Annotated in this window: 30 protein-coding genes; 16 read left to right on the top strand and 14 right to left on the bottom strand. The window is 62.6% G+C overall.

Annotation, left to right across the window (positions count from 1 at the left end; all coding sequences use genetic code 11):
• Nucleotides 1–13 precede the first annotated feature (13 nt).
• Both ACZYHG_RS09380 and ACZYHG_RS09385 read right to left on the bottom strand, forming a co-directional pair.
• Nucleotides 14–1,918 carry a DUF3857 domain-containing protein gene (locus ACZYHG_RS09380; protein WP_464613549.1) on the bottom strand — a complete coding sequence of 635 codons (1,905 nt, stop codon included), beginning with the start codon at nucleotides 1,916–1,918 and terminating at the stop codon, nucleotides 14–16.
• Nucleotides 1,919–2,168: 250 nt separating this feature from the next.
• Nucleotides 2,169–3,653, bottom strand: a complete 1,485-nt coding sequence (locus ACZYHG_RS09385; RefSeq protein ID WP_464613550.1) for a carboxypeptidase M32 — start codon at nucleotides 3,651–3,653, stop codon at nucleotides 2,169–2,171.
• Between the two features lie 242 nt (nucleotides 3,654–3,895).
• On the opposite strand from ACZYHG_RS09385, the gene ACZYHG_RS09390 reads away from it, so the two are divergent.
• Nucleotides 3,896–4,249: a DUF1304 domain-containing protein gene (locus ACZYHG_RS09390; RefSeq protein ID WP_464613551.1), complete on the top strand. Its 354-nt coding sequence runs from the start codon at nucleotides 3,896–3,898 to the stop codon at nucleotides 4,247–4,249.
• 91 nt (nucleotides 4,250–4,340) lie between these two features.
• On the opposite strand, the gene ACZYHG_RS09395 is transcribed toward ACZYHG_RS09390, so the two are convergent.
• The 10 genes from ACZYHG_RS09395 to ACZYHG_RS09440 all read right to left on the bottom strand — a co-directional run bounded on the left by ACZYHG_RS09395 (nucleotide 4,341) and on the right by ACZYHG_RS09440 (nucleotide 12,917).
• Nucleotides 4,341–4,769: a hypothetical protein gene (locus ACZYHG_RS09395; RefSeq protein WP_464613552.1), complete on the bottom strand. Its 429-nt coding sequence runs from the start codon at nucleotides 4,767–4,769 to the stop codon at nucleotides 4,341–4,343.
• 251 nt (nucleotides 4,770–5,020) lie between these two features.
• Nucleotides 5,021–6,052, bottom strand: a complete 1,032-nt coding sequence (locus ACZYHG_RS09400; RefSeq protein ID WP_464613553.1) for a peptidoglycan -binding protein — start codon at nucleotides 6,050–6,052, stop codon at nucleotides 5,021–5,023.
• A 1-nt stretch (nucleotide 6,053) separates the two neighbouring features.
• Entirely contained in the window at nucleotides 6,054–7,079 is a 1,026-nt protein-coding gene (locus ACZYHG_RS09405; protein ID WP_027031634.1) for a MotA/TolQ/ExbB proton channel family protein, read from the bottom strand.
• 105 nt (nucleotides 7,080–7,184) lie between these two features.
• Nucleotides 7,185–7,871, bottom strand: a complete 687-nt coding sequence (gene trhA / locus ACZYHG_RS09410; RefSeq protein ID WP_464613554.1) for a PAQR family membrane homeostasis protein TrhA — start codon at nucleotides 7,869–7,871, stop codon at nucleotides 7,185–7,187.
• A gap of 116 nt (nucleotides 7,872–7,987) precedes the next feature.
• Complete coding sequence (locus ACZYHG_RS09415) at nucleotides 7,988–8,788, bottom strand: inositol monophosphatase family protein (protein WP_027060338.1); 801 nt, start codon at nucleotides 8,786–8,788, stop codon at nucleotides 7,988–7,990.
• Between the two features lie 24 nt (nucleotides 8,789–8,812).
• A complete protein-coding gene (efp, locus tag ACZYHG_RS09420; protein ID WP_027031631.1) occupies nucleotides 8,813–9,379 on the bottom strand; it encodes an elongation factor P in 567 nt (188 codons plus the stop codon).
• A 143-nt stretch (nucleotides 9,380–9,522) separates the two neighbouring features.
• On the bottom strand, nucleotides 9,523–10,518 hold the full coding sequence (locus ACZYHG_RS09425; RefSeq protein ID WP_464613555.1) for a tetratricopeptide repeat protein: 996 nt from the start codon (nucleotides 10,516–10,518) through the stop codon (nucleotides 9,523–9,525).
• A gap of 46 nt (nucleotides 10,519–10,564) precedes the next feature.
• Nucleotides 10,565–11,212 (bottom strand): thiamine phosphate synthase, encoded by a 648-nt coding sequence (locus tag ACZYHG_RS09430; protein WP_464613556.1) that lies wholly within the window; start codon nucleotides 11,210–11,212, stop codon nucleotides 10,565–10,567.
• Between the two features lie 95 nt (nucleotides 11,213–11,307).
• Nucleotides 11,308–11,958, bottom strand: a complete 651-nt coding sequence (locus ACZYHG_RS09435) for a PH domain-containing protein (protein WP_464613557.1) — start codon at nucleotides 11,956–11,958, stop codon at nucleotides 11,308–11,310.
• Nucleotides 11,959–12,032: 74 nt separating this feature from the next.
• Complete coding sequence (locus ACZYHG_RS09440; RefSeq protein ID WP_464613558.1) at nucleotides 12,033–12,917, bottom strand: DMT family transporter; 885 nt, start codon at nucleotides 12,915–12,917, stop codon at nucleotides 12,033–12,035.
• A gap of 132 nt (nucleotides 12,918–13,049) precedes the next feature.
• Here ACZYHG_RS09440 and ACZYHG_RS09445 point away from each other — a divergent pair, with 132 nt between their 5' ends.
• From ACZYHG_RS09445 to ACZYHG_RS09455, 3 genes are all read left to right on the top strand, one after another.
• Nucleotides 13,050–13,508 (top strand): Lrp/AsnC family transcriptional regulator, encoded by a 459-nt coding sequence (locus ACZYHG_RS09445; RefSeq protein ID WP_464613559.1) that lies wholly within the window; start codon nucleotides 13,050–13,052, stop codon nucleotides 13,506–13,508.
• A gap of 67 nt (nucleotides 13,509–13,575) precedes the next feature.
• Nucleotides 13,576–14,304 carry a class I SAM-dependent methyltransferase gene (locus tag ACZYHG_RS09450; protein ID WP_464613560.1) on the top strand — a complete coding sequence of 243 codons (729 nt, stop codon included), beginning with the start codon at nucleotides 13,576–13,578 and terminating at the stop codon, nucleotides 14,302–14,304.
• Between the two features lie 89 nt (nucleotides 14,305–14,393).
• Nucleotides 14,394–15,164: a sulfite exporter TauE/SafE family protein gene (locus tag ACZYHG_RS09455; protein WP_464613561.1), complete on the top strand. Its 771-nt coding sequence runs from the start codon at nucleotides 14,394–14,396 to the stop codon at nucleotides 15,162–15,164.
• 15 nt (nucleotides 15,165–15,179) lie between these two features.
• Here ACZYHG_RS09455 and ACZYHG_RS09460 read toward each other — a convergent pair whose 3' ends face one another.
• Nucleotides 15,180–15,731: a DUF2269 family protein gene (locus ACZYHG_RS09460; RefSeq protein WP_464613562.1), complete on the bottom strand. Its 552-nt coding sequence runs from the start codon at nucleotides 15,729–15,731 to the stop codon at nucleotides 15,180–15,182.
• A 328-nt stretch (nucleotides 15,732–16,059) separates the two neighbouring features.
• Between ACZYHG_RS09460 and ACZYHG_RS09465 the strand changes: the two genes are divergently transcribed.
• From ACZYHG_RS09465 to ACZYHG_RS09500, 8 genes are all read left to right on the top strand, one after another.
• A complete protein-coding gene (locus tag ACZYHG_RS09465) occupies nucleotides 16,060–16,440 on the top strand; it encodes a hypothetical protein (protein WP_464613563.1) in 381 nt (126 codons plus the stop codon).
• A gap of 382 nt (nucleotides 16,441–16,822) precedes the next feature.
• Nucleotides 16,823–17,356, top strand: coding sequence for a protease adaptor protein RcdA (gene rcdA, locus ACZYHG_RS09470; protein ID WP_464613564.1), 534 nt, complete (start codon nucleotides 16,823–16,825; stop codon nucleotides 17,354–17,356).
• 67 nt (nucleotides 17,357–17,423) lie between these two features.
• Entirely contained in the window at nucleotides 17,424–17,960 is a 537-nt protein-coding gene (gene ruvC, locus ACZYHG_RS09475) for a crossover junction endodeoxyribonuclease RuvC (protein ID WP_464614651.1), read from the top strand.
• A gap of 61 nt (nucleotides 17,961–18,021) precedes the next feature.
• Nucleotides 18,022–18,273 (top strand): AbrB/MazE/SpoVT family DNA-binding domain-containing protein, encoded by a 252-nt coding sequence (locus tag ACZYHG_RS09480; RefSeq protein ID WP_464613565.1) that lies wholly within the window; start codon nucleotides 18,022–18,024, stop codon nucleotides 18,271–18,273.
• Nucleotides 18,274–18,275: 2 nt separating this feature from the next.
• Entirely contained in the window at nucleotides 18,276–18,689 is a 414-nt protein-coding gene (locus ACZYHG_RS09485) for a type II toxin-antitoxin system VapC family toxin (RefSeq protein ID WP_464613566.1), read from the top strand.
• A gap of 15 nt (nucleotides 18,690–18,704) precedes the next feature.
• On the top strand, nucleotides 18,705–19,325 hold the full coding sequence (gene ruvA, locus ACZYHG_RS09490) for a Holliday junction branch migration protein RuvA (RefSeq protein ID WP_464613567.1): 621 nt from the start codon (nucleotides 18,705–18,707) through the stop codon (nucleotides 19,323–19,325).
• 43 nt (nucleotides 19,326–19,368) lie between these two features.
• On the top strand, nucleotides 19,369–20,406 hold the full coding sequence (ruvB, locus tag ACZYHG_RS09495) for a Holliday junction branch migration DNA helicase RuvB (protein WP_464613568.1): 1,038 nt from the start codon (nucleotides 19,369–19,371) through the stop codon (nucleotides 20,404–20,406).
• Nucleotides 20,407–20,566: 160 nt separating this feature from the next.
• Nucleotides 20,567–21,463: a metallophosphoesterase gene (locus ACZYHG_RS09500; RefSeq protein ID WP_464613569.1), complete on the top strand. Its 897-nt coding sequence runs from the start codon at nucleotides 20,567–20,569 to the stop codon at nucleotides 21,461–21,463.
• A 27-nt stretch (nucleotides 21,464–21,490) separates the two neighbouring features.
• On the opposite strand, the gene ACZYHG_RS09505 is transcribed toward ACZYHG_RS09500, so the two are convergent.
• Nucleotides 21,491–22,741, bottom strand: coding sequence for a glycoside hydrolase family 5 protein (locus ACZYHG_RS09505; RefSeq protein ID WP_464613570.1), 1,251 nt, complete (start codon nucleotides 22,739–22,741; stop codon nucleotides 21,491–21,493).
• 57 nt (nucleotides 22,742–22,798) lie between these two features.
• On the opposite strand from ACZYHG_RS09505, the gene ybgC reads away from it, so the two are divergent.
• The 4 genes from ybgC (at nucleotide 22,799) to ACZYHG_RS09525 (ending at nucleotide 25,893) form a co-directional block, all read left to right on the top strand.
• Nucleotides 22,799–23,281 carry a tol-pal system-associated acyl-CoA thioesterase gene (gene ybgC / locus ACZYHG_RS09510; protein WP_464613571.1) on the top strand — a complete coding sequence of 161 codons (483 nt, stop codon included), beginning with the start codon at nucleotides 22,799–22,801 and terminating at the stop codon, nucleotides 23,279–23,281.
• 272 nt (nucleotides 23,282–23,553) lie between these two features.
• The gene (gene tolQ / locus ACZYHG_RS09515; protein ID WP_027059218.1) at nucleotides 23,554–24,264 is read left to right on the top strand and encodes a protein TolQ; all 711 of its coding nucleotides are present in this window, start codon (nucleotides 23,554–23,556) and stop codon (nucleotides 24,262–24,264) included.
• A gap of 11 nt (nucleotides 24,265–24,275) precedes the next feature.
• Nucleotides 24,276–24,728: a protein TolR gene (tolR, locus tag ACZYHG_RS09520; RefSeq protein WP_464613572.1), complete on the top strand. Its 453-nt coding sequence runs from the start codon at nucleotides 24,276–24,278 to the stop codon at nucleotides 24,726–24,728.
• Nucleotides 24,729–24,735: 7 nt separating this feature from the next.
• Nucleotides 24,736–25,893, top strand: coding sequence for an energy transducer TonB family protein (locus tag ACZYHG_RS09525; protein WP_464613573.1), 1,158 nt, complete (start codon nucleotides 24,736–24,738; stop codon nucleotides 25,891–25,893).
• The last annotated feature ends 4 nt before the right edge of the window (nucleotides 25,894–25,897 follow it).

Below are 25,897 nucleotides of genomic sequence, written 5' to 3' on the forward strand. Positions count from 1 at the left end.
ATTTCCTGAGCGATTAATTCGCCTCGGTTTCGGCATAGCCGAAATTGTAGCTCCAAGAGGCGTTGTCGGTCATCTTCCTGCGCGACCTGAGATAGGAAGCGATATCCTTGGCAGGAATCCGGTCGCCGATCGTCTTGAGATACCAGTCGACCTGGAACTCTGTCGGCGTGCTCGACCAGCGCGCCTTGAAGGCGACATAGGGCGTGATCACATCGTCGGACTTCTCGGGGCCGACAAACGCCGCCTTCAGATTCCTGACGATGCACTGGTGGCGCTTGAACATCGGGCTGCCGAGCCAGATCGGCCCGGTCCGGCCAACCATGTCCGGCTCCGGCAGATTGCTGATGCCGACATCCGCCTTCAGCGGGAAGTTCTTGACGAGATCATCAGCGTCGAGATCCTCGGCCGCCAGTTCATAGGATTCGACCGTCGTGACGACGTTGCGGTCGCGGTCGTCATTTGTCGACAAGGGCGCCAGGCTTGTCATCCCCGGATACTGCCGGTTGTAGTACTGGAGATAGTCGTCGGCGAGCTTGGTGGCCGATTGCGAAACCAGCCTGTAGCGCATGCCGTCGGCATCGGCGTCCCGATAGGTCGTGCTGACCGTCAACTTGAGCGCCTCGCCCTTGAGTTTGGGAAAATCGAAGGCCTCGCTGACGAAGGTGGTCGGCTGGAAGAGTTCCTTGCGCTCCATCCTCTCCATCTGCGCTTTGCCGGCGACGATCGGCAAGGCAAAGCCATAGTCGGGCGCAACAAGGTTTTCGGCGCGGCCGCCCTGCAGGTAGTTGGTCGCGTCGATCCAGTAGACCTGGCTTTTGATCGTCGCCTTGACGATCACGTGGTCGAAGGCGCGGATCGTCGGCAGCATGTCGCCAAGCGCCAGTCCGTCATCAAGATCGGTCAGGGCCGGATCAGCCTGAATGCCAAGCCGGCGCAGGCTGGAGGCAAGCAGCAGGGCCTTGTCCTTGCAGTCGCCGAAACCCGAGGCAATCACGGTGTCCGGGCTGCGGGGAATATAGGAGCCACGGCCCATCGACAGGCTTACATAACGGATGGTGTCCTGGACCAGCCGCATCGCCTCGATCATGCGGTCTTCCGGGCTGGCGTATCTGGTGGCGATGTCGTCAAGTTTCGATGCGAACGCTGCCGGCAATTCCTGGTCGAGCCGGTAGTAGGGCAACATCGCATCGACGACATCCTGCCATTTCGCCGTCGAGGAAATCTGGAGCGTCGGATAGGAGAGAAAATCCGCCGGTAGGTTCTCCTCGGGCTTGACTGGCGCAGGGTTGATGCTTTGCCAGATGTAGGTTTTCGACGCGCCGTCGGTCTTGATATCCGGCTGGATGTCGGTCCGGACCTGGCGGATCTCCAAGGGCTGGTTCGCCGGCCATACCACCTTCTCGCGAATGAGCGCGATGGGTTCGCCCCAAGCCACGGCGACCGAGTGGAAAAACAGATCCGCGCCGACGATCGGCGTCCTGATGGTGGTCCGGCCATAATCGATGATGTCGCCGACACGGACATCGTCGACATTCACGTAAGCCGTAAGCCAGCCATCGAACAGGCCCTTCTCGGCATCCTTCTCGCGCCGGAACACATCGAAAGTTGCCCCAGGCAGCCTGTCGATGACCACGCCGTCGCGGATGATGTTCAACCAGTTCATCGTGATTTGCGACGTTGCCGGGTCGAATTCGAAATTTATGGCGGCGCCGCGCTCGAGCCCGGTGCGGTCGACAATCTTGTAGGCATAGCGGTCGAACGCCTCGATGCCGCCCGGCCGCTGCCTGATCTGATATTCCGAGACAAGGTTGGAGATGCCGCTCTTGATCTGGCTGTCGAAGCGCGGGTCCGCCTTGGGAAGCTCGACCCGGTCGATCCAGGCGCCGGGGTTGCCCTTGTGAATTTCGCTGTCAGCCATGGCCGGCGCGCAGAAAATCGCAAAGGCAATCAAGACGAAAAGCCGCGTGATCGCAGAAGATGTCACTGGAAAGCACCCGCCCTCATGATCCGCACGTCAATATACGGGCGGACCACCAGTAATAGAAAAGTAGAGGCGATCCCGCAAGACATGGGGATCGGCCGTCGCCCGGCAATGATGGGATCATTGCCGTCTTGTTTGCCGGGTGTCGTCGCCGGTCACGAAAATCGGGATGGCACGGCGGCTGCCCTCATCCGCCGTAGCGCTGCTTCAGGTGATTGACGAAATACACGGCGTTGAGCTTTTCGCCGGTGGCGCGTTCGAGCAGGTCCGGCGTCGACCAGCGCGAGCCCTGCGACCATATCTTCTTGCGGCGCCAGTCATTGATGGCTGCGAAATTCCCTTTCGCCAGATCGTCATCGGCTAAAGGATGCTCCCGCGTCAGCGCGGCCCATTGCTGTGCCGCCATCATCGCGCCGAGCGTGTAGGAGGGGAAATAGCCGAATGCGGCGCCCGGCCAATGCACGTCCTGCATCGGCCCATCGGCCGGATTGTCAATGGTGGAGAGGCCGAGATAGTCGCGCATCTTGGCGTCCCAGGCTTCCGGGAGTTCGGCCACTTCCAGCCTGCCCGAGACCAGCTCCTGCTCCAGTTCGTAGCGCAGGATGACATGCAGGGGATAGGTCACCTCGTCGGCGTCGACGCGGATCAGGCCGCGCTCGACGCGATGCACATGCGGCAGGAGATCGTCGAGCGACCAGGCCTCGCCAAGATGCTTTTCCACCACCGGCAGCGCCCAGCGCCAGAAGGCTGGATTGCGGCCGACCTGCTTTTCGACGAACAGGCTCTGGCTTTCATGCACGGCCATGCCGCGGGCCTTGCCCAGCGGCCAGTGCGCCCATGCCTTCGGCAGGTTCTGTTCGTAAAGCGCGTGGCCGGTCTCGTGCAACACGCCCATCAGCGCCGACAGGAAATCGGATGTCTTGTAACGGGTGGTGATGCGCACATCGCTCGGCACGCCGCCGCAGAAGGGATGGTGCGACACCGACAGCGAGCCATGCGTCAGGTCGAAACCGACCGCCGCCATCATGGCAAGGCCGAGTTCACGCTGCTTGTCTATCGCGTAGGTGCCTGACAGCGGCTTCAGCGGGTGCTTGCGCAGCCGCGCCTCCTGGATAGCCAGCGCCTCCGGCACGAATCCCTTGAGGAAGGCCTTCAGGTCGGCGAAGACGGGGGTGATATCGGCTGTGCGGTTGCCGGGGTCGTATTGCTCCATCAGCGCATCATAGGGGGCGAGGCCGAGCACATCGGAGCGCAGGGCCGCCTCTTCGCGCACCAGCGCCACCACGCCCTCGAGCGCCGGCTGAAAGCCTGCCCAATCGTTCTTGGCGCGCAGGTCGCGCCACAGCTGCTCGCAACGCATGCGCGCCGTCGTCTGGCGTTCGACGAATTCGACCGGCAGGCAGGTCAGGTTGGTGTACTGGCGGCGCAGTTCGGCGAGAGCCGCCCGCTGCTCGTCGTCGAGCGCCTCGCCTTCGGCGGCGGCGATCCAGTCGGCGATTTCGGGCGCGGTCGCCCTGGTGTGATACATGCCGGCCAGTGCCGCCATCGCCTCGGCACGCTTCTCGCCGCCGCCGACGGCCATGTGCGTTGCTTCATCGGCGCCGAGGATGGCCAGCGCATGCTCAAGCGCTTCGAGCTTGCGGCCGAGGTTGTCGAGTTTCTGAAAGGACATGGCGGCTTCCGTGATTGAGGACGGCGCGAAAAGACACCAATGCAAAAGCGTTGGCAACCCTCAGAGAGCGCCTGTCAAATCCACCTTGCGCAGGCGATGCCACACATGAAATGCTGTTAGAGCGGTTCATCGTTTCCCGGAAACGCAGAACCGCTCTATCTCGTTGTTTTTGAAGCAATTCCGGACGGAAACCGTTTCACGCTTTTCCTGGAATTGCTTGGCGATGCATGAAGGGGGAATACATGATCGGCAACATCCTGGTCGGGCTGGTGGCCTTGATCCATGTCTACATCGTCTATCTCGAGATGGTGCTGTGGGACACGCCATACGGCCACAAGACGTTCGCGCTGACGCCGGAATTCGCCAAAGCCTCGAAGGTGCTCGCCGCCAATCAGGGCCTCTACAACGGATTTCTCGCCGCGGGCCTGATCTGGGGGCTCACCCTTGGTGCCGCCGGGTTTCAGGTCAAGGTGTTCTTCCTGGCTTGCGTGGCCATTGCCGGCCTCTACGGCGCGGCGACGGTCGGCCGCAAGATATTGTTCATCCAGACCGTGCCGGCGGTGGTCGCCCTGATCGCGATCTGGCTTGGTTGGTAGGCAAGGCTGGGTTGGTGAGGAAAAAGGACGCCCGCGGGATTGGGGTCCCGAAGGCGCCAGAAGTCCCTTCCTCTTGGACCTTCCAGAGGCTTCAGCCGTTCGGATAGCTTCCGCCGTCGGAGCCGTCACCCATCAGGAAACCGCTACCTGTGTTGATCATCAAACGCTGGTCGATCCGGTCGAGATGACCCAGCAGATCATGATACCGCGCAGCCGGTATCCTGCCGTGATCCGACGCGGCAATCCTCTCGGCCGCCTGGCGGATCTGGTTGGTGCGCATTTCCAGGTGTTCCGCCACGGCCGGGGTGATGTTGTTGGCCTGGCGTGCGTCGACGATGCCCTGGCGGACACCTTGAGCCTGTTCAATGAGAGCTTCGACACGCGGACCCGTCAAGTCGGTCGGGGCGGCGGCATCGAGGGCGCCCTTGTGATGGCCCGCGGCATAGGCGCCGGCGAGCGGAACGGCGATGAAGAATGCGGTCAGTGCTGCAGTTCTGAGCGAGGGTGTAAAAGAGCGCATCGTCGCGTCTCCTCCTGAAGAGAAAGGCAGCGGTTCTTTCGCCTGCCTTCCAGCTGTCGGCCGTCCGGTTCCGTCGCGTCGCGATGAGGGGGATTCATCGCCGGCGGTTCTCGGCCTGCACAGGACGCTAGGACTGCTTTGCGACGATGTGTAATTAAAAAAAGATAATCTTTTCAGGCCTTGCCGGCCACGGTCTGCGCCCTAGAGTTGAGCCGGCAAACAAGTTCGCGTGACTTTTCCGTGATGATGAATCACCGTTCGGTGAGCTTCAGTTCAATACGGCGATTCTTGTTGCGCGCCTCATCGGTGTCGGCGGGGTCGAGCGGCTGGAACTCGCCGAAGCCGGCAGCGACCAGCCGGTTGGCCGGCACGCCATTCTCGATCAGGAACTTCACCACCGAGGTCGAACGCGCCGTCGACAGCTCCCAATTGTCGCGGTAGCGGCCGGTGCCGGAGAGCGGCTTGTTGTCGGTGTGGCCATCGACGCGCAGCACCCAGTTGATTTCGGGCGGGATCTCCTTCTGCAGTTCGATGATGGCGTCGGCGAGTTTCTTCATCTCGACCTTGCCAGCATCGTTGATCACCTCGGAGCCGGTCGGGAACAGCACTTCCGACTGGAAGACGAAGCGGTCACCGACGATGCGGATGTTCTCGCGGTCGGCGAGAATCTCGCGCAGGCGGCCGAAGAAGTCGGAGCGATAACGGTTCAATTCCTGCACGCGCTGCGCCAGCGCCACGTTCAGGCGGCGGCCGAGATCGGCGATCTTGGTGTTGGAATCGCGGTCGCGGGTTTCGGATACGTTGAGCGCATCCTCAAGCGCGCCGATCTGCTTGCGAAGTGCTGCGATCTGCTGGTTGAGGATCTCGACCTGGCTCAGTGCCTGCTGGCTGATCTGGCGCTGGCTGTCGAGTTCGCCGCCGAGCTCCACGGCACGCTGGTTGGCAGCGTCGCCGGCGCCGGCCCCTTGCGCCAGCAACTGTTCGAGCCGGCTTTTTTCCGCCTCCGCCGCCGACAGCGATGCCTGCAGATTGGCTAGCGAATCGTCCTTGTCCTGCGCCGTCGAGCGCTCCAGCGCCAGAAGCTGCGTCAGTTCGTTGATCTGTGAATTGAGACGGGTGAGTGCCGTGTCCTTGCCGGAGAGTTCGCGGCCGAGCAGGAACTGCGCCAGCACGAAGACCGTGAGCAGGAACATGATGGCCAAGAGCAACGTCGACAGCGCGTCGACGAAGCCCGGCCAATAGTCGATGCGGCGATCGGTGCGCCGGCCTCTGGCAAGCGCCATGCTAGTGCACCCCGGGCTTCTTCAGGGCATCGGCGATCTTTTCCAGCGTGTTGCGCATCGCCTTCTGCTCGTCGGACTGGGCCTCGACCCAGTCGCGCATGATCTGCTGTTCGGAGCGCATGTTCTTGACCAGGCCGGAAATGCCGTCGGCGAGGTTGGCCATGGCGGTGGCGACGCGCGGGTTGGAGCCGCCGCCATTCTCCTGCATGCTGCGCAGCCGTTCGGACAGCACCCGGATCTCGTCGGAGGATTCGGCTTTCGCCGGATCGGAGACGACGATGTCGGACGAGAGATCGGTGACCGAGGACAGCCAGTTCTCGAGCTCGGTGTAGAAGCGGGTCTGGGCGCGGCCGGCCTGCAGGTCGAGAAAGCCGAGCACCAGCGAGCCGGACAGACCAAACAGCGAGGACGAGAAGGCCGTACCCATGCCGGCCAGCGGCGCCGACAGGCCTTGCTTCAGCGAATCGAGCACGGCCGCGGCATCACCCGTGCCGGGATCGAGCGATTCGATGGTCTCGCGTATCGAGCCGATCGTGTTCAACAGGCCCCAGAAGGTGCCGAGCAAGCCGAGGAAGACCAGGAGGCCGACGAGATAGCGCGAGGTGTCGCGGCTTTCGTCTAGGCGCGTGGCGATGGAATCGAGCATCGTGCGCATCGAACTGGTCGAAAAGGCCGTCGCCGAGGAGCGGCCGATCATCGCCTTCATCGGCGCCAGCAGCACCGGTTCGGTGGTCTCGGAGCCGGCCCGGAAGGAGTTGACCCAGCGCACTTCGCGAAACAGCCGTCCGACCTGGGCGAAGGCAAGCAGGATGCCGACCGCAAGCACGCCGACGATCAGGCCATTGAGGCCTGGATTGCTGCCAAAAGCCGTCGAGATCTGACGGGTCAGGATCGCGGCAATAAACGCGACGATGGCCAGGAAGATGACCATGGTCAGCAGGAAAACCTGCGGGCTCGACAGTTTGTGTGGATCGTAAACCAGTACGTCGGAACGCCTGCCCACGCCGAAGGATTTGAGAAAAGCCATCCGTGCCCCGTTTCCGATGCCGCCGATCACGTAGCTGGCGACTCTAAACGGAATTGTGACCAAATTGAATGGCGCTTGGCAATATTGCCACACTGATAGTCATTGTCAGAGGCGATTGATGACCAGACAGTCGACCATGGCGGCCAGATGCAGGCCGGCGCCGGTGACGACGAAGCCGTGCCACAACGCATTGTGGAAGCGCAGCGCCTTCCAGGCAAAGAAGATGACGCCGCAGGAGTAGACGACGCCACCGGCTATGATGAGCGCAAGCGACGTCGTTGGCAGGGTCTCGACAAGCGGCTTTGCCAGGAGGATGCCACTCCAGCCGATGGCGAGGTAGAAGACAACAGCCAGCCGGTCGAAACGGCCGGGAAAAAACACCTTGATGGCGATGCCCATCGCCGCGGCGCTCCAGACCAGCACGATCATTCCGCTGGCCAGTGGCGAGCCGTCGAGCTGGGCCAGGAAAGGGGTGTAGGTGGCGGCGATCAGCAGATAGATCGCGGCGTGGTCGAAGCGCCGCAAGACCCACTTGGCCGGCGACGTCACCGGCCACAGATTGTAGGTCATCGACACCGACAGCACGGTGAGCAGTGAAACGACGTAGAAGGCGGCGGCGATGTATTCGCCGGGCCCGACCCGATACGCCGCCAGCGCCAGCAGCGCCGAGCCAGCCGCGATCGCCAGCACGATACCGACAGCGTGGACGATGCCGTCGGCGATCATCTCCGCGCGGGAATAGTGCCAGCGGCCGATGAACGGAATGTCGAGTTGTGGCGGTGTGTTGGTCATCTGTAGTCCTGCGTCACCCCGTATCTGGGCAACCGCCGGACAGTATTTCAAGCTTCGGTTGCGGTTTTGCGACTGCGGCGCTTCAGCGCGCCGCGCCAATCAGCGCGGCTTGCCTGTCAACGAGAGGGGAGCGGCTTTTTCACCGTCTTCAGCAGCGCCCGCTGGATAACCTCATTGCCGGCGACCACCGAGCCATTGTCGAGCATGTCCTGTCCGCCTTCCATGTCGGAAACGAAACCGCCCGCCTCGCGGATCAGGAGCAGGCCGGCGGCAATGTCCCAGGCCGACAGGCCGGTTTCCCAAAAGCCGTCCATGCGGCCGGCCGCGACATAGGCGAGATCGAGCGCGGCGGAGCCGAGACGACGCACGCCCGAGACCTCGGCCATGACGTTGCGCAATTCGACGAGGAAATTGCCGTGGTGGCCGCGTCCCAGATGCGGCATGCCGCAGCCGATCACCGTGTCGACCAGCTTGGTGCGGCCGGAGACGCGCAGCCGGCGATCGTTCATGAAGGCGCCACCGCCGCGTTCGGTCGTATAGAGCTCGTCCATGGCCGGATTGTAGATGACACCGGCCACGATCTGCCCCTGGCGTTCGAGCGCGATCGAGACGGCGAAGAGCGGAATGCCATGCAGGAAATTGGTGGTGCCGTCGAGCGGGTCGACGATCCAGCGGTGCTGGTTGTCATCGCCTTCGACCACGCCGCGTTCTTCCATCAGGAAGGCGTAGCCGGGACGCGCCTTCGACAGCTCGGCAAACAGGATGTCCTCGGCCTTGCGGTCGGCCTGGCTGACATAGTCGCCAGGACCTTTCAGCGAGACCTGCAGGTTCTGGACCTCGCCGAAGTCGCGCGACAGCGAACGGCCGGCCTTCATTGCAGCTTGGACCATGACGTTGAGAAGGGCTGAGCGTGCCATCGTGTGTCTTCCTGTACCTGCGTGTCAGTCGGCGCGGCGCACGTAGGTGATTTCGTTGGTGTCGACGATGATGCGTTCGCCGGCGCCAATGAAGGGCGGGACCAGGACGCGTATGCCGTTCTCCAGCACCGCAGGCTTGTAGGACGACGCGGCCGTCTGCCCCTTCACCACGGGATCGGCCTCGGTGATGGTCAGCGTCACATAGTCGGGCAGCGAAATGCCGATCGGCCTCTCCTCATAGAGCTGGACCGTGACCATCATGCCGTCCTGCAGGAAGGCGGCGCGGTCGCCGACGAAGTCCTTGTTCAATTCAAGCTGCTCGTAGCTCTGGGTGTCCATGAACACCAGCGCGTCTTCCTGCGCATAGAGGAAGGAAAAATCCTTCAGGTCGAGGCGGATCTGCTCGACCGTTTCAGCCGAGCGGAAGCGCTCGTTCAGCTTGGTGCCGTTGATGAGGTTCTTCAACTCGACCTGGTTGTAGGCACCGCCCTTGCCGGGCTTGACGGTGTTGGTCCTGACCGCCACCCACAGGCCGCCATCGTGCTCGATGACGTAACCGGGACGGATTTCGTTGCCATTGATCTTGGCCATGATGATGGGATCCGGAATGCTGCCAACGGCCAGACCGTCGGTATGGGATGTTCGCTGGGAAAGCGATTTCGGGCTCCCAAGACCACAAAACACCGGAAGAGGCAAGGGAGCGGGTGGGAAGGGCCGCGGCGCCGGGGCCATTATCAGGGCAGGCGGTTCGCCTTCTGCAGGGCTTGCTTGGTCTGGTCCTCGCTCAGCCCTTGCAGGAAATCGTCCATGTCTGCGTCGATGAGGCCGGCGCGGCGGGCGACGATGTACCAGGCGCCGGCGAGCACCAGGTCGGGGTCGGTGCCGATGCCTTGCATGTAGAGTTTTGCCAGGCGGTTCTGGGCGGCGACATTGCCGCCTTCGGCAGCCTGCTTCGTCCAGCCGAAAGCCGATTTCAGGTCGCGGCCACCGCCGCGGCCCTCGATCATCCAGGCGGCGAGATCGATCTGCGCGGTGTCATAGTTCTGCCGTGCGGCCTGTGCCAGCAGGCGCCTTGCCTGCGCATCGTCGCGTGGCTTGCCGCCGACGCCATTGGCGTAGATCTGGGACATGGCGTACTGGGCGTCGGGGAGACCGGTCGCGGCGGCGCGCTCATAATAGGGGACCGCCTTGGCCAGTCCGGCGTCGCCGGGATCTTGCTGGACCAGTATCTGCGCGAAATTGAACTGCGCCAGCCGGTTGCCGGCTTCGGCGGCGGCCTGCATCAGCGCATAGGCCTCCTTCGTGTCCTTCTTGACGTACCGGCCGTCGAGCAGCATCAGCGCATATTGGAACTGCGATTCCGGGACGCCTTGCTCGGCGGCGGCGGCGTACCATTTCGCCGCCTCGGCCGCGTTCAACGGCACGCCCAGCCCGCGCGACAGGATCTCGGCCACCAAAGTCTGCGCCGCCGGGTCGCCATTCTGGGCACGAACCAGCGCAAGATCGTAGGCACTCTTGTAGAGTCCGCGCTGGAAGGCCCCGTAGGCCGCGTCCGCCGGCTTGGCCCCGAAGCGGTCTGGATTGATGCTGTCGGCCGATGGCAGCGGTGCCGGCTCCGCCGTGGTGGCGGGCTGCGGCAGCTGCTTTTCGATCGGCTTGTCGATGTGTACGCCAGCTTCAGGCTTGGGCTGCGGCAAGGGTATGTTTTCGGCGGCGGCGGCCTGAATCATGACCGCCGCAAGCAAGGCCTGAAGGGGAAGCCTTACCGGAGCCACATCAGTCCTCGAAGCGCGGCGCGGTTTCGTCGAGCAACGCGTTGGCCCGGGCGATCGCCGCTTGCGGATCGACGCCGTCAGCGAACACCGCACTCGACAGCGCGACGAACTCGGCGCCGGTGGCGGCCACGTCCTCCACGGAAGCCAGATCGGACCCGGCCATGACGATGCAGGGGATCTGGATCATGTCAGCCCACCAGCGCCCCAGCGACAGATTGCGTGGGTGCGGCTCGGGCTTGTTGTCGTAGCCAAAGCGGCCGAAAAAGATGTAGTCGGGCCGCGTCTCGCCAAGCTCAAGCGCATCGTCACGCGTCTTGGCGCCGCCGGCGCCGACCATCATTTTCGCCTGGAAATGCTCGATCGTCTCGGCGAGTTCGGCCTTGGGGACCTCGACATGGATACCGTCGGCCTGGACACGGCCCGCGATGCGGGTGTCGCCGGCAATGACGACGGCCACGCCCGCGGCCTGCGCCGCCGGCACGATCTGTTCGGCGAAAGCCTGGAAGGAGGCTTCGTCCATGCCGTTCTCTGGCAGGATCAGCGAGGCGACATCGCCGCCTTCGAATGCGGTGGCGATGCGGGCGGCCGGCACGCCAAGCGGCGCGATCAGCACGATGCGGCAGCGATTTGGGGGCGTTGCGTCATTCATGGTTCTTCAATCCCGGTTTCGCCTATGCCGGGCGAAGATGGTTGGATTGCGGCATAGAGCAAACTGCCGGGATTGAACAGGCGTCAGCTATCAGGCTACCTCAGGCGATCGGAACGAAGCGCATTGCTGGCCTTCGTGACAATGTCGAAAACCTTCGCCGGCTCGTCGATGCCAAGGAATTGCGGGACCGGGTCAAGAGCCGGCGACCAGCTGGCAAAACTTTGATAGCTAGACTGGGACCAGCCGCCCGAACTTCCGAACAACGATGCGGCCGCGCCGAAGCGCAAACTGCCGCGCTTTTCTCCCTCTCCGGTCAGCCGAATGTCGGGACGGCGCTCCAGATCGATCGATGTGAAGTTGGCGAAAGGAGCGGTGCGCATGATGAGAATGCGCTTGTCGGTGACCGCATAAGAGATACGTCGTCTGAACCACGCATCGATCGCAAACCTGCCAAAGACGAAGAACAGCCCAATGCAGACGAACATTGCTCCCCAGGCGTCGAAGAAAAGCGGCGCACCTTGTCCCGCCACGGAATAAGTCCAGAAGATCGCGAAACCGCACCAGAGCAGGCTGAACGGTATGAGAAACATATCGCGACTGGTGAAAAATATGCCTTGCGCGGGAATACCACTCCACAGGATGTGTTCGCGGGGCAATAGGCGTCCCTGAAAAGATCCGATTGCCACGCCTTTACCCCGTTGCTTCGTGCCCGCATCCACATCGCACGGACGACGATCGGCGCGCAAATCAGCAACATGTTATCCGGCCTCGAGGCCATGCGTTCGAAAGTATCGTTGCAGCTATCCAACATTCGAGAACGCTATGCCGGAACTTTCGACTTCCACAGCGACCAGCCGAGATTCATGCCAGCCGCCGCCGTCAGGATCAAAGCGGCGCCTGCGACCTGGCTGAGATGCAAGCGATGACCGAAGGCGGTGACATCGACCAGGATGGCAACGACCGGATAGATGAAGGACAGGGATCCCTGCAGATGCGTCGGCAGCTTCTGGATGGCGCCGTACATCAATATGTACATCAGGCCGGTGTGGACGACGCCCAGCGTCGCCAGCATGGCCCAGCTCCATGGATCGACGGGAAGATGCGTGAGATTGGCGAAGGGCGCCAGCATGACGACACCGACGCAGACCTGGATGAGCGCGATCAGATGCGGCGGCGTGCCCTTGAGCTTCTTGGTGACGATGGCCGCGACGGCCCAGAAGAAGGCAGCGGCCAGTGCCATCAGGATGCCGGCAAAATAGTTGGTGCCGACATCGCCGGCGTCAGGGGCGGCCTCGACGATCAGCACCATGCCGGCGAAGGCGATGGCCAGCCAGGTCAGCTTGGTCAGGGTCAGCCGCTCGGCGAAGAAAAGCGCGCCGAAGCCGACCAGCATGAAGGGCTGTGTGTTGTAGACAGCCGTGGCGATCGAGATCGACGCGCGGGAAAAGGCGCTGAAGAGCAGAACCCAGTTGATGACGATGGCCGCACCGCCGAGTGCGGCGAGGCCGATGACGCGCAGCGACAGCCTGTTGCGTAACAATCCCAGCGAAGCGCAGATGACGAGCAACGTTACCGCGCCGAAGGCGCAGCGCCAGAACACGACATCCATGATCGGCTGGCCGGACATGATGACGAACCATCCGATCGTTCCCAGGATCGCCATTGCTGACGACATTTCGACCGTGCCGCGTACAGTATCGTCCATGATAGACCTTTGAGCCAGTTGAGACATCATAATCTCATGCGGCGTAGGCGCTTTCCATCTTATGGAAAAGGCCATATGGATATGTAACCTAATTATATTAGGCATTCATGCCGAATCAGAGAGAAATCTGAAATGCTTGACGATCTCGACCGAAGTCTCCTCGAAATCCTGGTTAGGGATGCACGGACCTCGCTGAAGGATCTGGCTGCCCAGGTCGGGCTGTCGTCTCCAAGCGTTTCGGAGCGGCTTAGGCGGCTCGAGGAGCGCGGCGTCATCCGGGCGTTCACGGTCGAGATCGATCCGCTGGCGCTCGGCTATACGCTGCAGGCGATCGTGCGCATCAAGCCTTTGCCGGGCAAGCTGCACATCGTGCAGAAGCTGATCGAGGAGATTGCCGAGTTTGGCGAATGCGACAAGGTGACGGGCGACGACTGTTTCGTCGCGCGGCTGTTCGTGCGCTCGATCAGCGACCTCGACGGCATTCTCGACCGCATCGCCGACAAGGCTGAGACCAGCACCGCCATCATCAAGGCGCAGCCGATCCGGCGGCGGCCGCCGCCGCTTGGGTTGCCATCGACCTCGTCATCTTGACTCCGCATGGCCATGGTGGAAAGGCGCTTTCAGTCTGCCAGATGACTGGCTGAGGCACGAGCAAGATATGGCGCAGAATATCTACGACCAGCCGGATTTCTTCGCGGGCTACAGCCGGCTTGGCCGGTCAATCGAAGGCCTGGACGGTGCTGCCGAATGGCCGGCGCTGCGCGCGATGCTGCCTGAAGTCGGGGGTTCAAGGGTTGTTGATCTCGGCTGTGGCTTCGGCTGGTTCTGCCGCTGGGCGCATGAGCACGGGGCGAGCCAGGTGCTTGGGCTGGACCTGTCGGAAAAGATGCTTGCCCGCGCACGAGCCGCCGGTCCGGATACCGGCATCACCTATGAGGTGGCCAACCTCGACCAGCTTAGCCTGCCGCAAGGCGGCTTTGATCTGGCCTACAGCTCGCTTGCCCTGCACTATGTCGAGGACGTTGCGCGGCTGTTCAGGACGGTGCATCAGGCGCTTTCATCGGGCGGGCATTTCGTCTTCTCGACGGAACATCCGATCTATATGGCTCCGACCCGGCCCGGTTGGGTGATCGATGCCGAAGGCCGCAAGACATGGCCCGTCGACCAATATCTGGTGGAAGGCCCGCGCAAGACCAACTGGCTGGCCAAGGGCGTGGTGAAACATCACCGCACCCTCGGTACCACGCTCAACACGCTGATCCAGTCCGGCTTCACGATCGAGCATGTCGAGGAATTCCGCCCGACGGACGCCCAGATCGCCGCCAAGCCCGAGTTGGCGGAAGAACTCGAGCGGCCGATGTTCCTGCTGGTCTCGGCGCGGCGATAGGGCAGGCGCTGGCCGGATTTCCAGTCGCCCAAGACGTTATTCTGGGTTATCAAGCATTCACGCGCTTTCCCTCCAGACCAGTCCCTCCCATGTCAGGCCCGCTTCTCGATCCGTGGTTCTACGCGGCCGCCATCCCGGCGGTCATTCTGGTCGGCCTGTCCAAGGGCGGCTTCGGCGGCGCTGTCGGTTTCGTCGGCGTGCCGCTGATGGCGCTGACCATCCCGCCAGTGCAGGCGGCCGCCATCCTGCTGCCGATCCTGTGCCTGATGGACATCGTCTCGGTGTGGACTTGGCGGGGTGTCTACGACAGAAAGATGCTGGTCGACATGATGCCGGGCGCTGTCATTGGCATCGGCCTTGGCTGGCTGACGGCCGCACTGGTCACCGAGGAGGCCGTGCGGCTGATCGTCGGCGCGGTGGCCATCATCTTCGTGCTGCGCTGGCTCTATTTGCAGTTTCGCCATGGCTCCGACCATGCGGCCGGACCCAACCGCGTGGCCGCCGCGATCTGGGGCACGGTGGCCGGCTTCACCAGCTTCGTCGCGCATGTCGGTGGCCCGCCTTTCCAAGTCTATGCCTTGCCGATCCGGCTCGACCCTAAAGTCCTGTCGGGCACAGCCGCGATCTTCTTTGCCGCCACCAATGCGCTGAAGCTGGTGCCCTATTTCGCGCTTGGCCAGTTCGACACCGCCAATCTGACGGCGTCGGCGGTGCTGATGCCGCTGGCGCCGCTGTCAACCATCGCCGGTGCCTGGCTGGTGCGGCGGATGCGGCCGGAGATTTTTTATCCCTTCACCTACGCCACGGTCGCGGTGGTGGCGCTGAAGCTGCTCTGGGACGGTATGGCCGGCCTACTTTAGATGCAGGTGCGGATTTCAGGCGGCGCTGGGCACCATGCGCCGCGGCCGGCCAAGCGCCAGCGCGACACCCCCGGCAAGAACCAGCACCATGCCGGCCAGGACGGCGAAGTCGTGCAGGGTCGGTTTCAGCACCATGTCAGTGATGATGACCAGCATCACCGCATAATCGAAGCGTGCCGCCCGCAAGATGCGCTGGCCGTAGGCAAGTGCTGCAGGGGTCACGCCATCCCTGGCGACCATCGCGGCCATGCGGTCGGCGGTCGGCTTGAACACGAACATGCCGATGCAGAAGGTCATGGCGTAGCCGGCAAGGCCAATCAGGATCCACAATTGCGAGAAGCCGACCCAGAACCAGCACATGATCAATCCGAAGGCCAGTGTCAGCATCGACATTGGCGCGAAGAACTTGTTGCCCAATTCGCCGGCGGCACGCATCGCCTGCAGCGTTCCCGGGATGTTTCCGGCTCGATCGGCCAGCGTCGCCAGCACGATCAGCGTGAAGCCGCCGCCGACCCATAGGGTCGCCGAGAGAACGTGCAGCAATTTGACGATGGAATACCAGTCCATGGTTGTCTCCCCGGTGCCCGATGTTGGAGCGCGCGCACTCCCGTGCCCGCCGCTTCGGTGGCCAAGCGTTTAGCGCCGCGCCTGTTTCGGAACGATGCCGCGAAAAGCCGGCTCTGTTTCAGCGTCCGGCCAAAGAACGAAGCCGAAGAGACGGCAAATGCGCCGCGCGGCTTTCTGCTATTGTGAGAGCCGTCGGGAGGGGTCGGCGCGACATCGTCCGGAAACAATGCCGATGCTAGTGCGCCGAAGCCGGGAGCCCGGTGGCGACAAGATTCGCCTGACGATCAACCCATTCCCCAAGCGGGAAAAGGCAATTCGGGGGACTGACATGCAAGGCGTAGCACGGAATTTCTTCACGCTGGCCATTATCTATGCGCTGTGCGGCATGGCATTGGGTATCCACATGGCGATCAGCGAAGACCATGGCCAGATGCCGACTCACGCCCACACGATGGTGGCGGGATGGCTGATGTCGGCGGTCTTCGCCTTCTTCTACCATCTGTTTCCGGCCGTCGGGCAAAAGGTGCTCGCCAAGGTTCATTTCTGGCTGACAGCGATCAGCGGCATCGGGCTCATGATCGGCCTTTACATTCTGCTCGCCGGCAACCCCGGGATAGAGCCGCTGCTGGGAATCTCCTCGATCGGCTTCTATGCGGGCATGCTGCTGTTTGCCTTTATCGCCCTGCCTGTCGTGTGGAAAAAGGCCTGAGCCGGAGGCAGAGAGGCTCTTGGGGCTGTGCTGTTACGGCACAGAAATGCGGCATTCGGTCAAAAACACCGGTGCCGTTAAGGCTTCATTAAGCTTTACAGGTGTTTACTATGTTCATCCAGTGATCTGGATTCTTACCGAGTGGTTGGAGCCACTTTGTTTGACGCCTCCCTGTTAAACTCCTGAGAGCCGCCTTATCCGCGGCTCTTTTTTTGTACGGATTCCGGCGACAGCCCAGACCGCGAATGGCCGTTAACCTTCTGTTAAACATGTGCTTGCCTTCACCCCCCGCGAAGCGCATTTTCAAGCTTCAGTCATATAGGGTTCCGGGTGTATCGGCAGTGAGCCGAATCGGCCGGTTGCAAGTGCAGGGGCGTATTCAATGAACGAGCCTTCGAAGGGCAGTGCGAAAACCGTGAAGCTGGCGGAGCGTCGGGTTTTTTCGCACTCCTTCAAACCGCTCTACCAGGAAGGCATGGGCCTGGTTGAACAGGCCGCCGAATATCTCGACGGCAAGGGCCGCGCCGAGGCCAAGAAACTGTCTCGGCTGGCGGCGACGCTCTATGCGGCCGAATCGATGCGGCTGACCACCAGGCTGATGCAGGTCGCCTCCTGGCTGCTTTTGCAGCGCGCGGCCAATTCCGGCGAGATGACCCGCGACCAGGTGGCCTCGGAAAAGTCCAAGGTGCGTCTCGACACCGCTTCCGCCCATGATGAAGCCACCGGCTGGGCCGAACTGCCCAAGGATTTCCTCGACCTCGTCAACCGCTCGCTTCGCCTGCAGGCGCTGGTGCGCCGCATGGATGACGAGATCTACGGCGCCGGCGCCGTGGTTGACATGCAGCCCATGGCCCGCCGCCCCAATCCGGTTTCGGACCAGATCAGCCTGCTCAACACGGCTTTCGCCCGGAACTAGGCGCTCTCAACATATTCCCTGCTGATTGTGTTGTTGTTTCCGGTTTGTTCACATTTCGCTGGCATCGCTGTCCGACCAGGAGGTAGAGTGGGCCGATGGGGAAGCGATTCGTATCATCGGGATTGATCCGGGGCTCAGGCGCACCGGATGGGGCATTGTCGAGAGCCTTGGCAATTCCTTGCGTTTCGTCGCATCGGGCACCGTGCGCTCCGATGACAAGGCGGCGCTGGCAACCCGGCTGTGTCAATTGCATGACGGGCTCGCCGAAATTCTGCATCAAGCCATGCCGCACGAGGCGGCCGTCGAGCAGACCTTCGTCAACAAGGATGCGGTGGCGACCCTGAAGCTCGGCCAGGCGCGCGGCATCGCCATGCTGGTGCCGGCGCGGGCCGGCCTCGTCGTTGCCGAATATGCGCCCAATGCGGTGAAGAAGGCGGTCATCGGCGTCGGCCATGGTGACAAGAAGCAGATCCACATGATGGTGAAGGTGCTGCTGCCAAAGGCCACTTTCGACACCGAACATGCCGCCGACGCACTGGCCATCGCCATTTGCCACGCGCATCACCGGCAGAGCGTCGCCTATCGCATGGCGCTTGCCGGCTAGCGATGTTCTTGACTTGTTCACTCGGTTGGAATATTCCTTACTTGTAAGAAAGGTAGATTTCATGCGTGTGACAAGCAAAGGCCAAGTGACAATCCCGCGGGATTTGCGGGAGACATTCGGGATTAGCGCCAACAGTGAAGTCATCTTCGGCATTGAAGGAGGAAAGATCACGATCACGCCCAAGCATGACAGGGGGCGGCTGGCGGATCGGGAAAGACTCGATCGCTTTCTCGCTGCGCTCGATCGGCTTAAGGGCAGCGGCGATCAGACTATGAACGCTGACGACGTCATGGCTTTGACGCGGGATCGCTGATCTTGGCGACACTTGTCGACACCAATGTGCTTATCGACATCGCCGTTCGCGATCCCGTCTGGTCTAAGTGGTCGCAGTCGAAAATGGTGACTGCCCTTAAGCGAGGCAGCCTGGTCATCAATCAGATTATCTACGCGGAATTTTCGATGCGCTATGAGGCAATTGATGAAGTCGATGATGCCTTGCCTGAAGACGAGTTCCGGCGTGAAGGCCTCCCGTTTGAAGCGGCCTTTGCGGCTTCGAGAGCGTTCTCGGTCTATCGGCGGCTGGGCGGACCTCGCGAGAAGGTGATGCCCGACTTCCTGATAGGTGCTCACGCCGCTGTCCGAGGCTATCCCATTCTTACTCGCGATCCCGCAGGCTTCAGAAAGTACTTTCCAGATGTCGAGCTCATTACTCCAGAAACTCACCCCTGACGAGGGCTGCGTTCGATGATCGGCAAGCTCAAAGGTACGCTCGACGAGATCGACGAAGATCATTGCCTCGTCGATATTCATGGCGTCGGCTATGTCGCCTATTGCTCTGCGCGCACGCTGGCCGCACTGCCTTCGCCCGGCGAGGCGGTGGTGCTGTTCATCGAGACCTATGTGCGAGAGGACATGCTGCGGCTCTACGGCTTCCAATCGCAGCTCGAGCGCGAGTGGTTCCGGCTTTTGATGAACAATGTGCCGGGCGTCGGCGCCAAGGTGGCGCTGGCCATCCTGTCGACGCTGGCGCCTGCGGACCTCGCCAATGCGATTGCGCTGCGCGACATCGCCATGGTTTCGCGCGCGCCCGGTGTCGGCAAAAAGGTGGCCGAGCGCATCGTCACCGAATTGAAGAACAAGGCGCCAGCCTATGCGGGTTCAGCCTCGGGCACCATCGGCCTGAAGCAGGAGCTCGGCGAAGGCGTGGCGCCAGCGCCGATCACCGATGCCGTCTCGGCCCTGGTCAATCTCGGCTATTCCCGCGACACAGCCGCCAACGCTGTGGCTGCCGCGCTGAAGACCGCGGGCGAAGGCGCGGACGCGCCGAAGCTGATCCGCTTCGGGCTGAAGGAACTGGCGCGGTGAGCGCTCGCTTGTCCAGTTTGGGGCCATATGCGAGTAAGGCGGCATGAGCCTGCCGCCCCGCCTGATCGCTCCGGAAAAACGCGGTGAGGATGCCGAGCAGACCTTGCGGCCGCAGACGCTTGCCGATTTCGTCGGCCAGGCGGCGGTGCGGGCCAATCTCAAAGTCTTCATCGAGGCCGCCAAGGGTCGCAACGAGGCGCTCGACCATGTGCTGTTCGTTGGCCCGCCTGGGCTGGGCAAGACGACGCTGGCGCAGATCATGGCGCGTGAGCTCGGCGTCAATTTCCGCTCGACCTCAGGCCCGGTCATCGTCAAGGCGGGCGATCTCGCCGCCCTACTCACCAATCTTGAAGAAGGCGACGTGCTGTTCATCGACGAGATCCACCGGCTGAGCCCGGCGGTGGAGGAAATCCTCTATCCGGCGATGGAGGATTTCCAGCTCGACCTGATCATCGGCGAGGGACCGGCGGCGCGCTCGGTCAAGATCGACCTTGCCAAGTTCACTCTCGTCGCCGCCACGACACGTCTCGGCTTGCTCACCAATCCGCTGCGTGACCGTTTCGGCATTCCGGTGCGGCTCAACTTCTACACGGTCGAGGAACTCGAGCAGATCGTGCGGCGCGGCGCCCGCATCCTGCAAATGCCGCTCGGCGATGACGGCGCGCTCGAGATCGCACGGCGCGCGCGCGGCACGCCGCGCATTGCCGGACGGCTGTTGCGCCGTGTGCGCGATTTCGCCTCGGTCGCCGGCGACGGCCATGTCGATCGCCGGATCGCCGATGAGGCGCTGACCCGGCTCGAGGTCGACGCGCTCGGCCTCGACGCACTCGACCGACGCTATCTCGGCATGATCGCCCGCAATTTCGGCGGTGGACCGGTCGGCATCGAGACGATCGCGGCGGGCCTGTCCGAGCCGCGCGACGCCATAGAAGACATCATCGAGCCCTATCTCATCCAGCAGGGCTTCATCCAGCGCACGCCGCGCGGGCGCATGCTGACAGCCAATGCCTGGCGGCATCTCGGCCTCGACGCGCCGAAGGACCTGGCGCAGCAACAGATCAACCTGTTCCAGGAAGAGTAGCCGCCAAGCGATCAGGCGGAGGGTCCAGATCAGTGATCAAGCATCCGTGGAACGTCTTGCGCAGAATCTGCTCGTCTTTGTCGATTTGCCGGCGCAATCGTGGATTTTATCGGCGCTGTCTCGCGGCATGCCGCCGCGATCCACGTGCCGGAGCCATAGAATGATAACCAGACGCGGTTTCCTGCGCTTCGTCGGCGGGTCGGTCCTGTCGGTTGCAGCGCTCGGTGCCTATGCGGTCGGCATCGAGCCAATGCTGCTGACGCATGTGAAGCGCTATGCGCTGACGCCGCCGCATTGGCCCGACGGCCTGAAGCTGCGCGTCGTGGCCCTTGCGGATATCCATGCCTGCCGGCCGTGGATGACGCCGGAACGGATCGCCTCGCTTGTCGGGGATGCGAATGCGCTGCAGCCGGACGTGATCGTCCTGCTTGGCGATTTTATCTCCGGCATGCCCATGGTGACGGGGCCGGTGACGCCATCGCAGTGGGCATCGGCACTGTCGGGCCTCAAGGCGCCGCTCGGCGTGCATTCGATCCTCGGCAACCATGACTGGTGGCATGACGGCTTCGCGCAGCGGGCCGGAGCTGGCCCAACCATAGCGCGCAAGGCTTTGGAGGCGGTCGGCATCCCGGTGCTGGAAAACGATGTCATGCGCCTGGAGAAGGATGGGCACGGCGTGTGGATTGCCGGGCTGGCCGACCAGCAGGCGCTGCTGCCGACCAAGGAACGACCCGGATTGACGGGGCTGGACGATCTCGACGGTACGCTGGCCAAGGTCAGCGACACCGCGCCTATCATCCTGCTCGCCCATGAGCCCGACATTTTTGCCACCGTGCCGTGGCGGGTGTCGCTAACCTTGTCCGGTCATACCCATGGCGGGCAGGTGCGGCTGTTCGGCTATTCACCTGTTGTCCCGTCGCGTTTCGGCAATCGCTATGCTTATGGCCATGTCGTCGAGAACGATCGCAATCTGATCGTCTCGGGCGGGCTCGGCTTCAGCATTGCGCCCGTGCGTTTCGGCATGCGTCCGGAGATCCTGCAGATCGACCTCGGTTAAGCCCAAATCGCCTCGGGCCAAATCGCCTCAGGGCAGTGATCGGATCACGTCCATCACACCCGGCTCGGCCTTGTCGCCGTTGAAGGCGTCGACGATGCCGAAGGCGCCGCCATAGCTCCACACCGACCACGAAAAACCATGCGATTCGGCGCGCGCGATCATGTCCCTGACATAGGCGGCCCGGTATTCAGCCGGCATCACATAGGCATTGCCGTATTCCTGGCGGATCATGCCGAACTCGCCCAGCGTGATGTTTTCCGGCTTGATGCCATTGGCCTTCGCCCAGACGTCGACCTTCCTGAACGGCGCATCCATCAGGCCGAGCAGTTTGTCGGGGTTGTCCATGCTGGCAACCTGTTCATCGAGATAGGCAAGCAGGCCGCTCTGTCGTGTCCATGGCGCCTCGGCCTTGATCCGGGCACGGATGGTGTCGAGCGTCACGTCGAGCTGCGCCTTAGGCACCGCAGTCAGCGGATAGGGCAGGCCGGTCACATAGGGGATGAAGTCGCCGGCCCAGGTCGCGCCCTGATGGGTGAGCAGGAATGGATCATAGGAATGGAAGGTCCAGATGACGTTGTCGTCGGGAATTGCCTTGGGATCGATCTTCTGTAGCGCCAAAGCGGCGGAATAGCAGGCGCCGGTCAACACTAGGGTCAGTTTTGTCGCCGAGGATCGTGCCGCCGCGAACAATTTCTGCTGGCGGTCCGGCCACAGGCTGGTGCCGTCGCTGTCGCAGTCGACGATCGGTTCGTTCATCAATTCGAAGGCGACCTTTTGGGGATCCTCGCCGGCCAGGGTACGGCCCATCTTGCGCACCATGTCGACATAGCGGTCGAAGGTCTGCGGGTCGTCCATCACCTCAGCCATGCCGATCTTGCGGCTGCCGCCGGCCGGGACCAGATGCATGTCGACGATCACCTTGAGGCCGGCGCGGTTGATCATACGCACCGAGTCCAGAACGCTGGCGTAGAGGTCGTCGCGCAGGGCCGTGCTCTGGTCCGACAGGAAAGGCGAGGGATCGACCGGCATGCGCAGGAAATCGAAGCCCGCTTCCTTCAGCGCCCTGAGATCGTCCTCCTTGAGGGATTTGCGCCATTCCGGATAGGGCAGGATCGCCTTGGCGTCGCCCCACTGGTCTTCGCCGGGCCAGGTGACCCACTGGTCGAGATTGAGGCCGCGTTTCATGGCGAAAGTCGCCGCCTGGCCAGGCAGCGTCAAGGCCACCAGCACAAGCAGCGCCGCCATCAAACTCTTGATCATCGCCGTCAACAGTGCCATCCGATGCCGTGTCACGCGCGGAACTGGTGCCTTGCCTCGACTGAAAAAGGAAGCGCAATGGACGATCATAGTGAATCGGCGACATTGCTGGCCGGGATTTCCGGGGCGCTGACCGAATTCGGCCACCGGCTGATGGCGCGGGTCTACTATGCCGACACCGATTTCTCCGGTGTCGTCTACCACGCGCGCTATCTCGAATTCCTCGAGCGCGGCCGCTCCGACTATCTCAGGCTCACCGGGGTGCATCACACGGAACTTGCCGACGGCAAGCATGGCGAGAAGATCGTCTGGGTGGTGCGCCGCATGGAGATCGATTTTCGCAGCCCTGCCCGTATCGACGATATCCTGACCGTGGACACCCGCACCGACACCATTTCGGGCGCGCGCATTTTCATGGCCCAGCAGCTCAAGCGCGGCGACGAGGTGCTGGTGGAAGCCAAGGTCGAGGCGGCGATCATCGGCGAGAATGGCCGGCCGAGGCGCTTTCCCAAGGAGTGGGTCGCAGCCTTCATGCCTCGGGTTTTCCCTGCTGCCGATTAGACGGCACGCGACGGCCGGTTGTTATATCTGCCGCGCCTTTGGGCGCGGCAATGCGCCGCGCCTTATTTACTAACCCATCCTTAACCATAACGGTTCATGAAGAGATTGGCGAAGATTGGCGCGATCCTGCGCCTTCCTTTCACCAATATTTGCCCCGAAAAGGCCGTTAACGGCACAGTTTGGGGTTGTTCCGGTAGCTTCGCGCGAACCGACCACAAGGGATGCCATGGGCCAGCCGCCAGCTTTGCCCGGAAAATCTTAAGGACGTAACGATGGAAAATATCGCACTCGCCGATCCGGGCGCGCAATTGTCGGTTTGGTCGCTGTTCCTTTCGGCCAGCTGGGTGGTCAAGCTGGTCATGATCGGCTTGCTCTGCGCCTCGGTCTGGACCTGGGCGATCATCGTCGACAAGCTCGTCTCCTATGGCCGCATGCGGCTGGCGCTCAACCGCTTCGAGCAGGTCTTCTGGTCGGGTCAGTCGCTGGAGGAGCTCTACCGCACGCTCGCCGACCGCAAGACCTCAGGCATGGGCGCCATTTTCGTCGCTGCCATGCGTGAGTGGAAGAAGAGTTTCGAGAAGGGCGCCAAGACGCCGCTCGGCCTGCAGACCCGCATCGACAAGGCCATGGACCTGGCGCTGACCCGCGAGATGGAGAAGCTTGAGGGGCGTCTCGGCTTCCTCGCCACCACGGGCTCGGCCGCACCCTTCATCGGCCTGTTTGGCACGGTCATCGGCATCATGACTTCGTTCCAGGCCATCGCCGGTTCCAAGAACACCAGCCTTGCGGTGGTTGCGCCCGGCATCGCGGAAGCGCTGCTGGCGACGGCCATCGGCCTGCTTGCCGCTATTCCCGCGGTCATCGCCTATAACAAGCTGTCATCGGATGCGAGCAAGATCGCGGTACGCATGGAAGGGTTCTCCGACGAGTTCTCCGCCATACTCTCGCGCCAAATCGATGAAAAAGTCGCGCCGAAGGCCTGAGGAGTAACGAGATGGGTATGTCCGTAGGCATGGCAGGACGCGGCGGGCGCGGCCACCGGCGGCGCGGCCGTCACCACGCTTTGATGTCGGAAATCAACGTCACGCCGATGGTCGACGTGATGCTGGTGCTGCTGATCATCTTCATGGTCGCCGCACCCATGTTGACGGTCGGCGTGCCGATCGACCTGCCGGACACGCAGGCCAAGGCGATGAATGCCGACACGCAGCCGATCACCGTCTCGATCGATGCCTCCGGCAAGATCTTTCTGCAGGAAACCGAGATCCCGATCGAGGAACTGGTGGCCAAGCTGCAGGCGATTTCGAAGACCGGTTATGAAGAGCGCATCTTCATCCGCGGCGACAAGTCCACCGATTATGGCACCGCGATGAAGGTCATGGCCCGCATTTCGGCCGCTGGTTACAAGAATATCGGTCTGGTTTCACTGCAGGAACAGGATCAGTAGACGCGAGATGAAGACCGGCCTCACCACATCGGTGATCCTGCATACGGCGGTGCTGGCCTTCGGCCTGTTCACGCTGTCGGCGCCGGCCGCGTTGCCGTCCGCCGACGTGGAGTCGGTGGCGGTCGAGATCGTGCCGATGGAAGCCGTCGCGCAGACACTGCAGGGCGACAAGAAGGCCGTGATGCATGAAAAGCCGGCGCCATTGCCGACGCAGCGGCCCGATATCGTGCCGGTCGCGCAAAAGGTCGGCGAAAACAGCGTCGACACCGACAAGCCGATAACCCCGGAAGCCAAGCCGAAGCCGGTCGACACCACGTCGGCTCCGCCGCCCGCGCCGACTCCAATCGAAAAGCCGAAGCCCGAGGACGTGCCGAAGCCGCAGGAGAAGCCGAAGCCCATTCCGGCGACGGAAGTGGCGCCAGTGCCGACGCCCAAGGAAGAGGTCAAGCCTGAGCCGGTCAAGCAGACCGAGCCCAAGCCGACACCTGCCAAGCCGGCGCCGACCCCGCCGCCGCAGGACAAGACCGCCGCTATCGATCCGACGCCCGAGGTAAAGCCAGATGCCGTCGCCGAGGCGATAGCCAAGGACCCGCCGACCGAAGAGACGCAGCTGCCGAGTTCGGCGCCAGCACCCGAAGCGCGGCCAAAGCCGCAGCCGGCACAGGCCGAAAGCGCCAAGGCGCCGGACCGCAAGGATGCCGACAAGCCGGTCAAGGACGCCTCCTCGAAGCCGAAGTCGGACGACAAGCAGTTCAACGCCAATGAGATTTCCGCCCTGCTCGACAAGCAGAAGCCGTCCGGCGGTGGCGCCAAGCGTTCGACGCAGCAGGCCTCGCTGGGTGGTGACAAAGACCAGGGCCAGAAGCTGTCGAAGTCGGAGCAAGGGGCGCTGGAAGATCAGCTCGGTCATTGCTGGACCCTTCCGGTCGGCCTCGAAGGGTCCGAGGATTTCACTGTGGTCATCCGCTTCAACCTGGACGCATCGGGCAAGCTGGAAGGCCGCCCGACTGTCGAAAAGTCCAGCGGAAACCCTCAATTCGACGCCAGCGCGGTTCGCGCCGTGCAGAAATGTGACGTTGCCGGATTGCAGGTTCCCGCGGGGAAGCAGGACATATGGTCTGACGTCCGCGTCAACTTCGATCCAAGAGCGATGCTTGGCCTTTAGCCTG

This window comes from Mesorhizobium subarcticum (genome assembly GCF_055456085.1).

Excerpts from the sequence above, each read along its gene's own strand:
- ACZYHG_RS09500 (WP_464613569.1), top strand. The coding sequence starts at position 20,567 with ATGATAACCAGACGCGGTTTCCTGCGCTTCGTCGGCGGGTCGGTCCTG.
- ruvB (WP_464613568.1), top strand. The coding sequence starts at position 19,369 with ATGAGCCTGCCGCCCCGCCTGATCGCTCCGGAAAAACGCGGTGAGGAT.
- trhA (WP_464613554.1), bottom strand. The coding sequence starts at position 7,871 with ATGACCAACACACCGCCACAACTCGACATTCCGTTCATCGGCCGCTGG.
- ACZYHG_RS09385 (WP_464613550.1), bottom strand. The coding sequence starts at position 3,653 with ATGTCCTTTCAGAAACTCGACAACCTCGGCCGCAAGCTCGAAGCGCTT.
- ACZYHG_RS09380 (WP_464613549.1), bottom strand. The coding sequence starts at position 1,918 with ATGGCTGACAGCGAAATTCACAAGGGCAACCCCGGCGCCTGGATCGAC.
- ACZYHG_RS09415 (WP_027060338.1), bottom strand. The coding sequence starts at position 8,788 with ATGGCACGCTCAGCCCTTCTCAACGTCATGGTCCAAGCTGCAATGAAG.
- tolR (WP_464613572.1), top strand. The coding sequence starts at position 24,276 with ATGGGTATGTCCGTAGGCATGGCAGGACGCGGCGGGCGCGGCCACCGG.
- ruvA (WP_464613567.1), top strand. The coding sequence starts at position 18,705 with ATGATCGGCAAGCTCAAAGGTACGCTCGACGAGATCGACGAAGATCAT.
- ACZYHG_RS09465 (WP_464613563.1), top strand. The coding sequence starts at position 16,060 with ATGCAAGGCGTAGCACGGAATTTCTTCACGCTGGCCATTATCTATGCG.
- ACZYHG_RS09430 (WP_464613556.1), bottom strand. The coding sequence starts at position 11,212 with ATGAATGACGCAACGCCCCCAAATCGCTGCCGCATCGTGCTGATCGCG.
- ACZYHG_RS09405 (WP_027031634.1), bottom strand. The coding sequence starts at position 7,079 with ATGGCTTTTCTCAAATCCTTCGGCGTGGGCAGGCGTTCCGACGTACTG.
- ACZYHG_RS09480 (WP_464613565.1), top strand. The coding sequence starts at position 18,022 with ATGCGTGTGACAAGCAAAGGCCAAGTGACAATCCCGCGGGATTTGCGG.
- ACZYHG_RS09390 (WP_464613551.1), top strand. The coding sequence starts at position 3,896 with ATGATCGGCAACATCCTGGTCGGGCTGGTGGCCTTGATCCATGTCTAC.
- ACZYHG_RS09460 (WP_464613562.1), bottom strand. The coding sequence starts at position 15,731 with ATGGACTGGTATTCCATCGTCAAATTGCTGCACGTTCTCTCGGCGACC.
- efp (WP_027031631.1), bottom strand. The coding sequence starts at position 9,379 with ATGGCCAAGATCAATGGCAACGAAATCCGTCCCGGTTACGTCATCGAG.
- ACZYHG_RS09440 (WP_464613558.1), bottom strand. The coding sequence starts at position 12,917 with ATGGACGATACTGTACGCGGCACGGTCGAAATGTCGTCAGCAATGGCG.
- ACZYHG_RS09450 (WP_464613560.1), top strand. The coding sequence starts at position 13,576 with ATGGCGCAGAATATCTACGACCAGCCGGATTTCTTCGCGGGCTACAGC.
- ACZYHG_RS09445 (WP_464613559.1), top strand. The coding sequence starts at position 13,050 with ATGCTTGACGATCTCGACCGAAGTCTCCTCGAAATCCTGGTTAGGGAT.
- ACZYHG_RS09395 (WP_464613552.1), bottom strand. The coding sequence starts at position 4,769 with ATGCGCTCTTTTACACCCTCGCTCAGAACTGCAGCACTGACCGCATTC.
- rcdA (WP_464613564.1), top strand. The coding sequence starts at position 16,823 with ATGAACGAGCCTTCGAAGGGCAGTGCGAAAACCGTGAAGCTGGCGGAG.
- ACZYHG_RS09425 (WP_464613555.1), bottom strand. The coding sequence starts at position 10,518 with ATGATTCAGGCCGCCGCCGCCGAAAACATACCCTTGCCGCAGCCCAAG.
- ACZYHG_RS09505 (WP_464613570.1), bottom strand. The coding sequence starts at position 22,741 with ATGGCACTGTTGACGGCGATGATCAAGAGTTTGATGGCGGCGCTGCTT.
- ACZYHG_RS09400 (WP_464613553.1), bottom strand. The coding sequence starts at position 6,052 with ATGGCGCTTGCCAGAGGCCGGCGCACCGATCGCCGCATCGACTATTGG.
- tolQ (WP_027059218.1), top strand. The coding sequence starts at position 23,554 with ATGGAAAATATCGCACTCGCCGATCCGGGCGCGCAATTGTCGGTTTGG.
- ybgC (WP_464613571.1), top strand. The coding sequence starts at position 22,799 with ATGGACGATCATAGTGAATCGGCGACATTGCTGGCCGGGATTTCCGGG.
- ACZYHG_RS09525 (WP_464613573.1), top strand. The coding sequence starts at position 24,736 with ATGAAGACCGGCCTCACCACATCGGTGATCCTGCATACGGCGGTGCTG.
- ACZYHG_RS09455 (WP_464613561.1), top strand. The coding sequence starts at position 14,394 with ATGTCAGGCCCGCTTCTCGATCCGTGGTTCTACGCGGCCGCCATCCCG.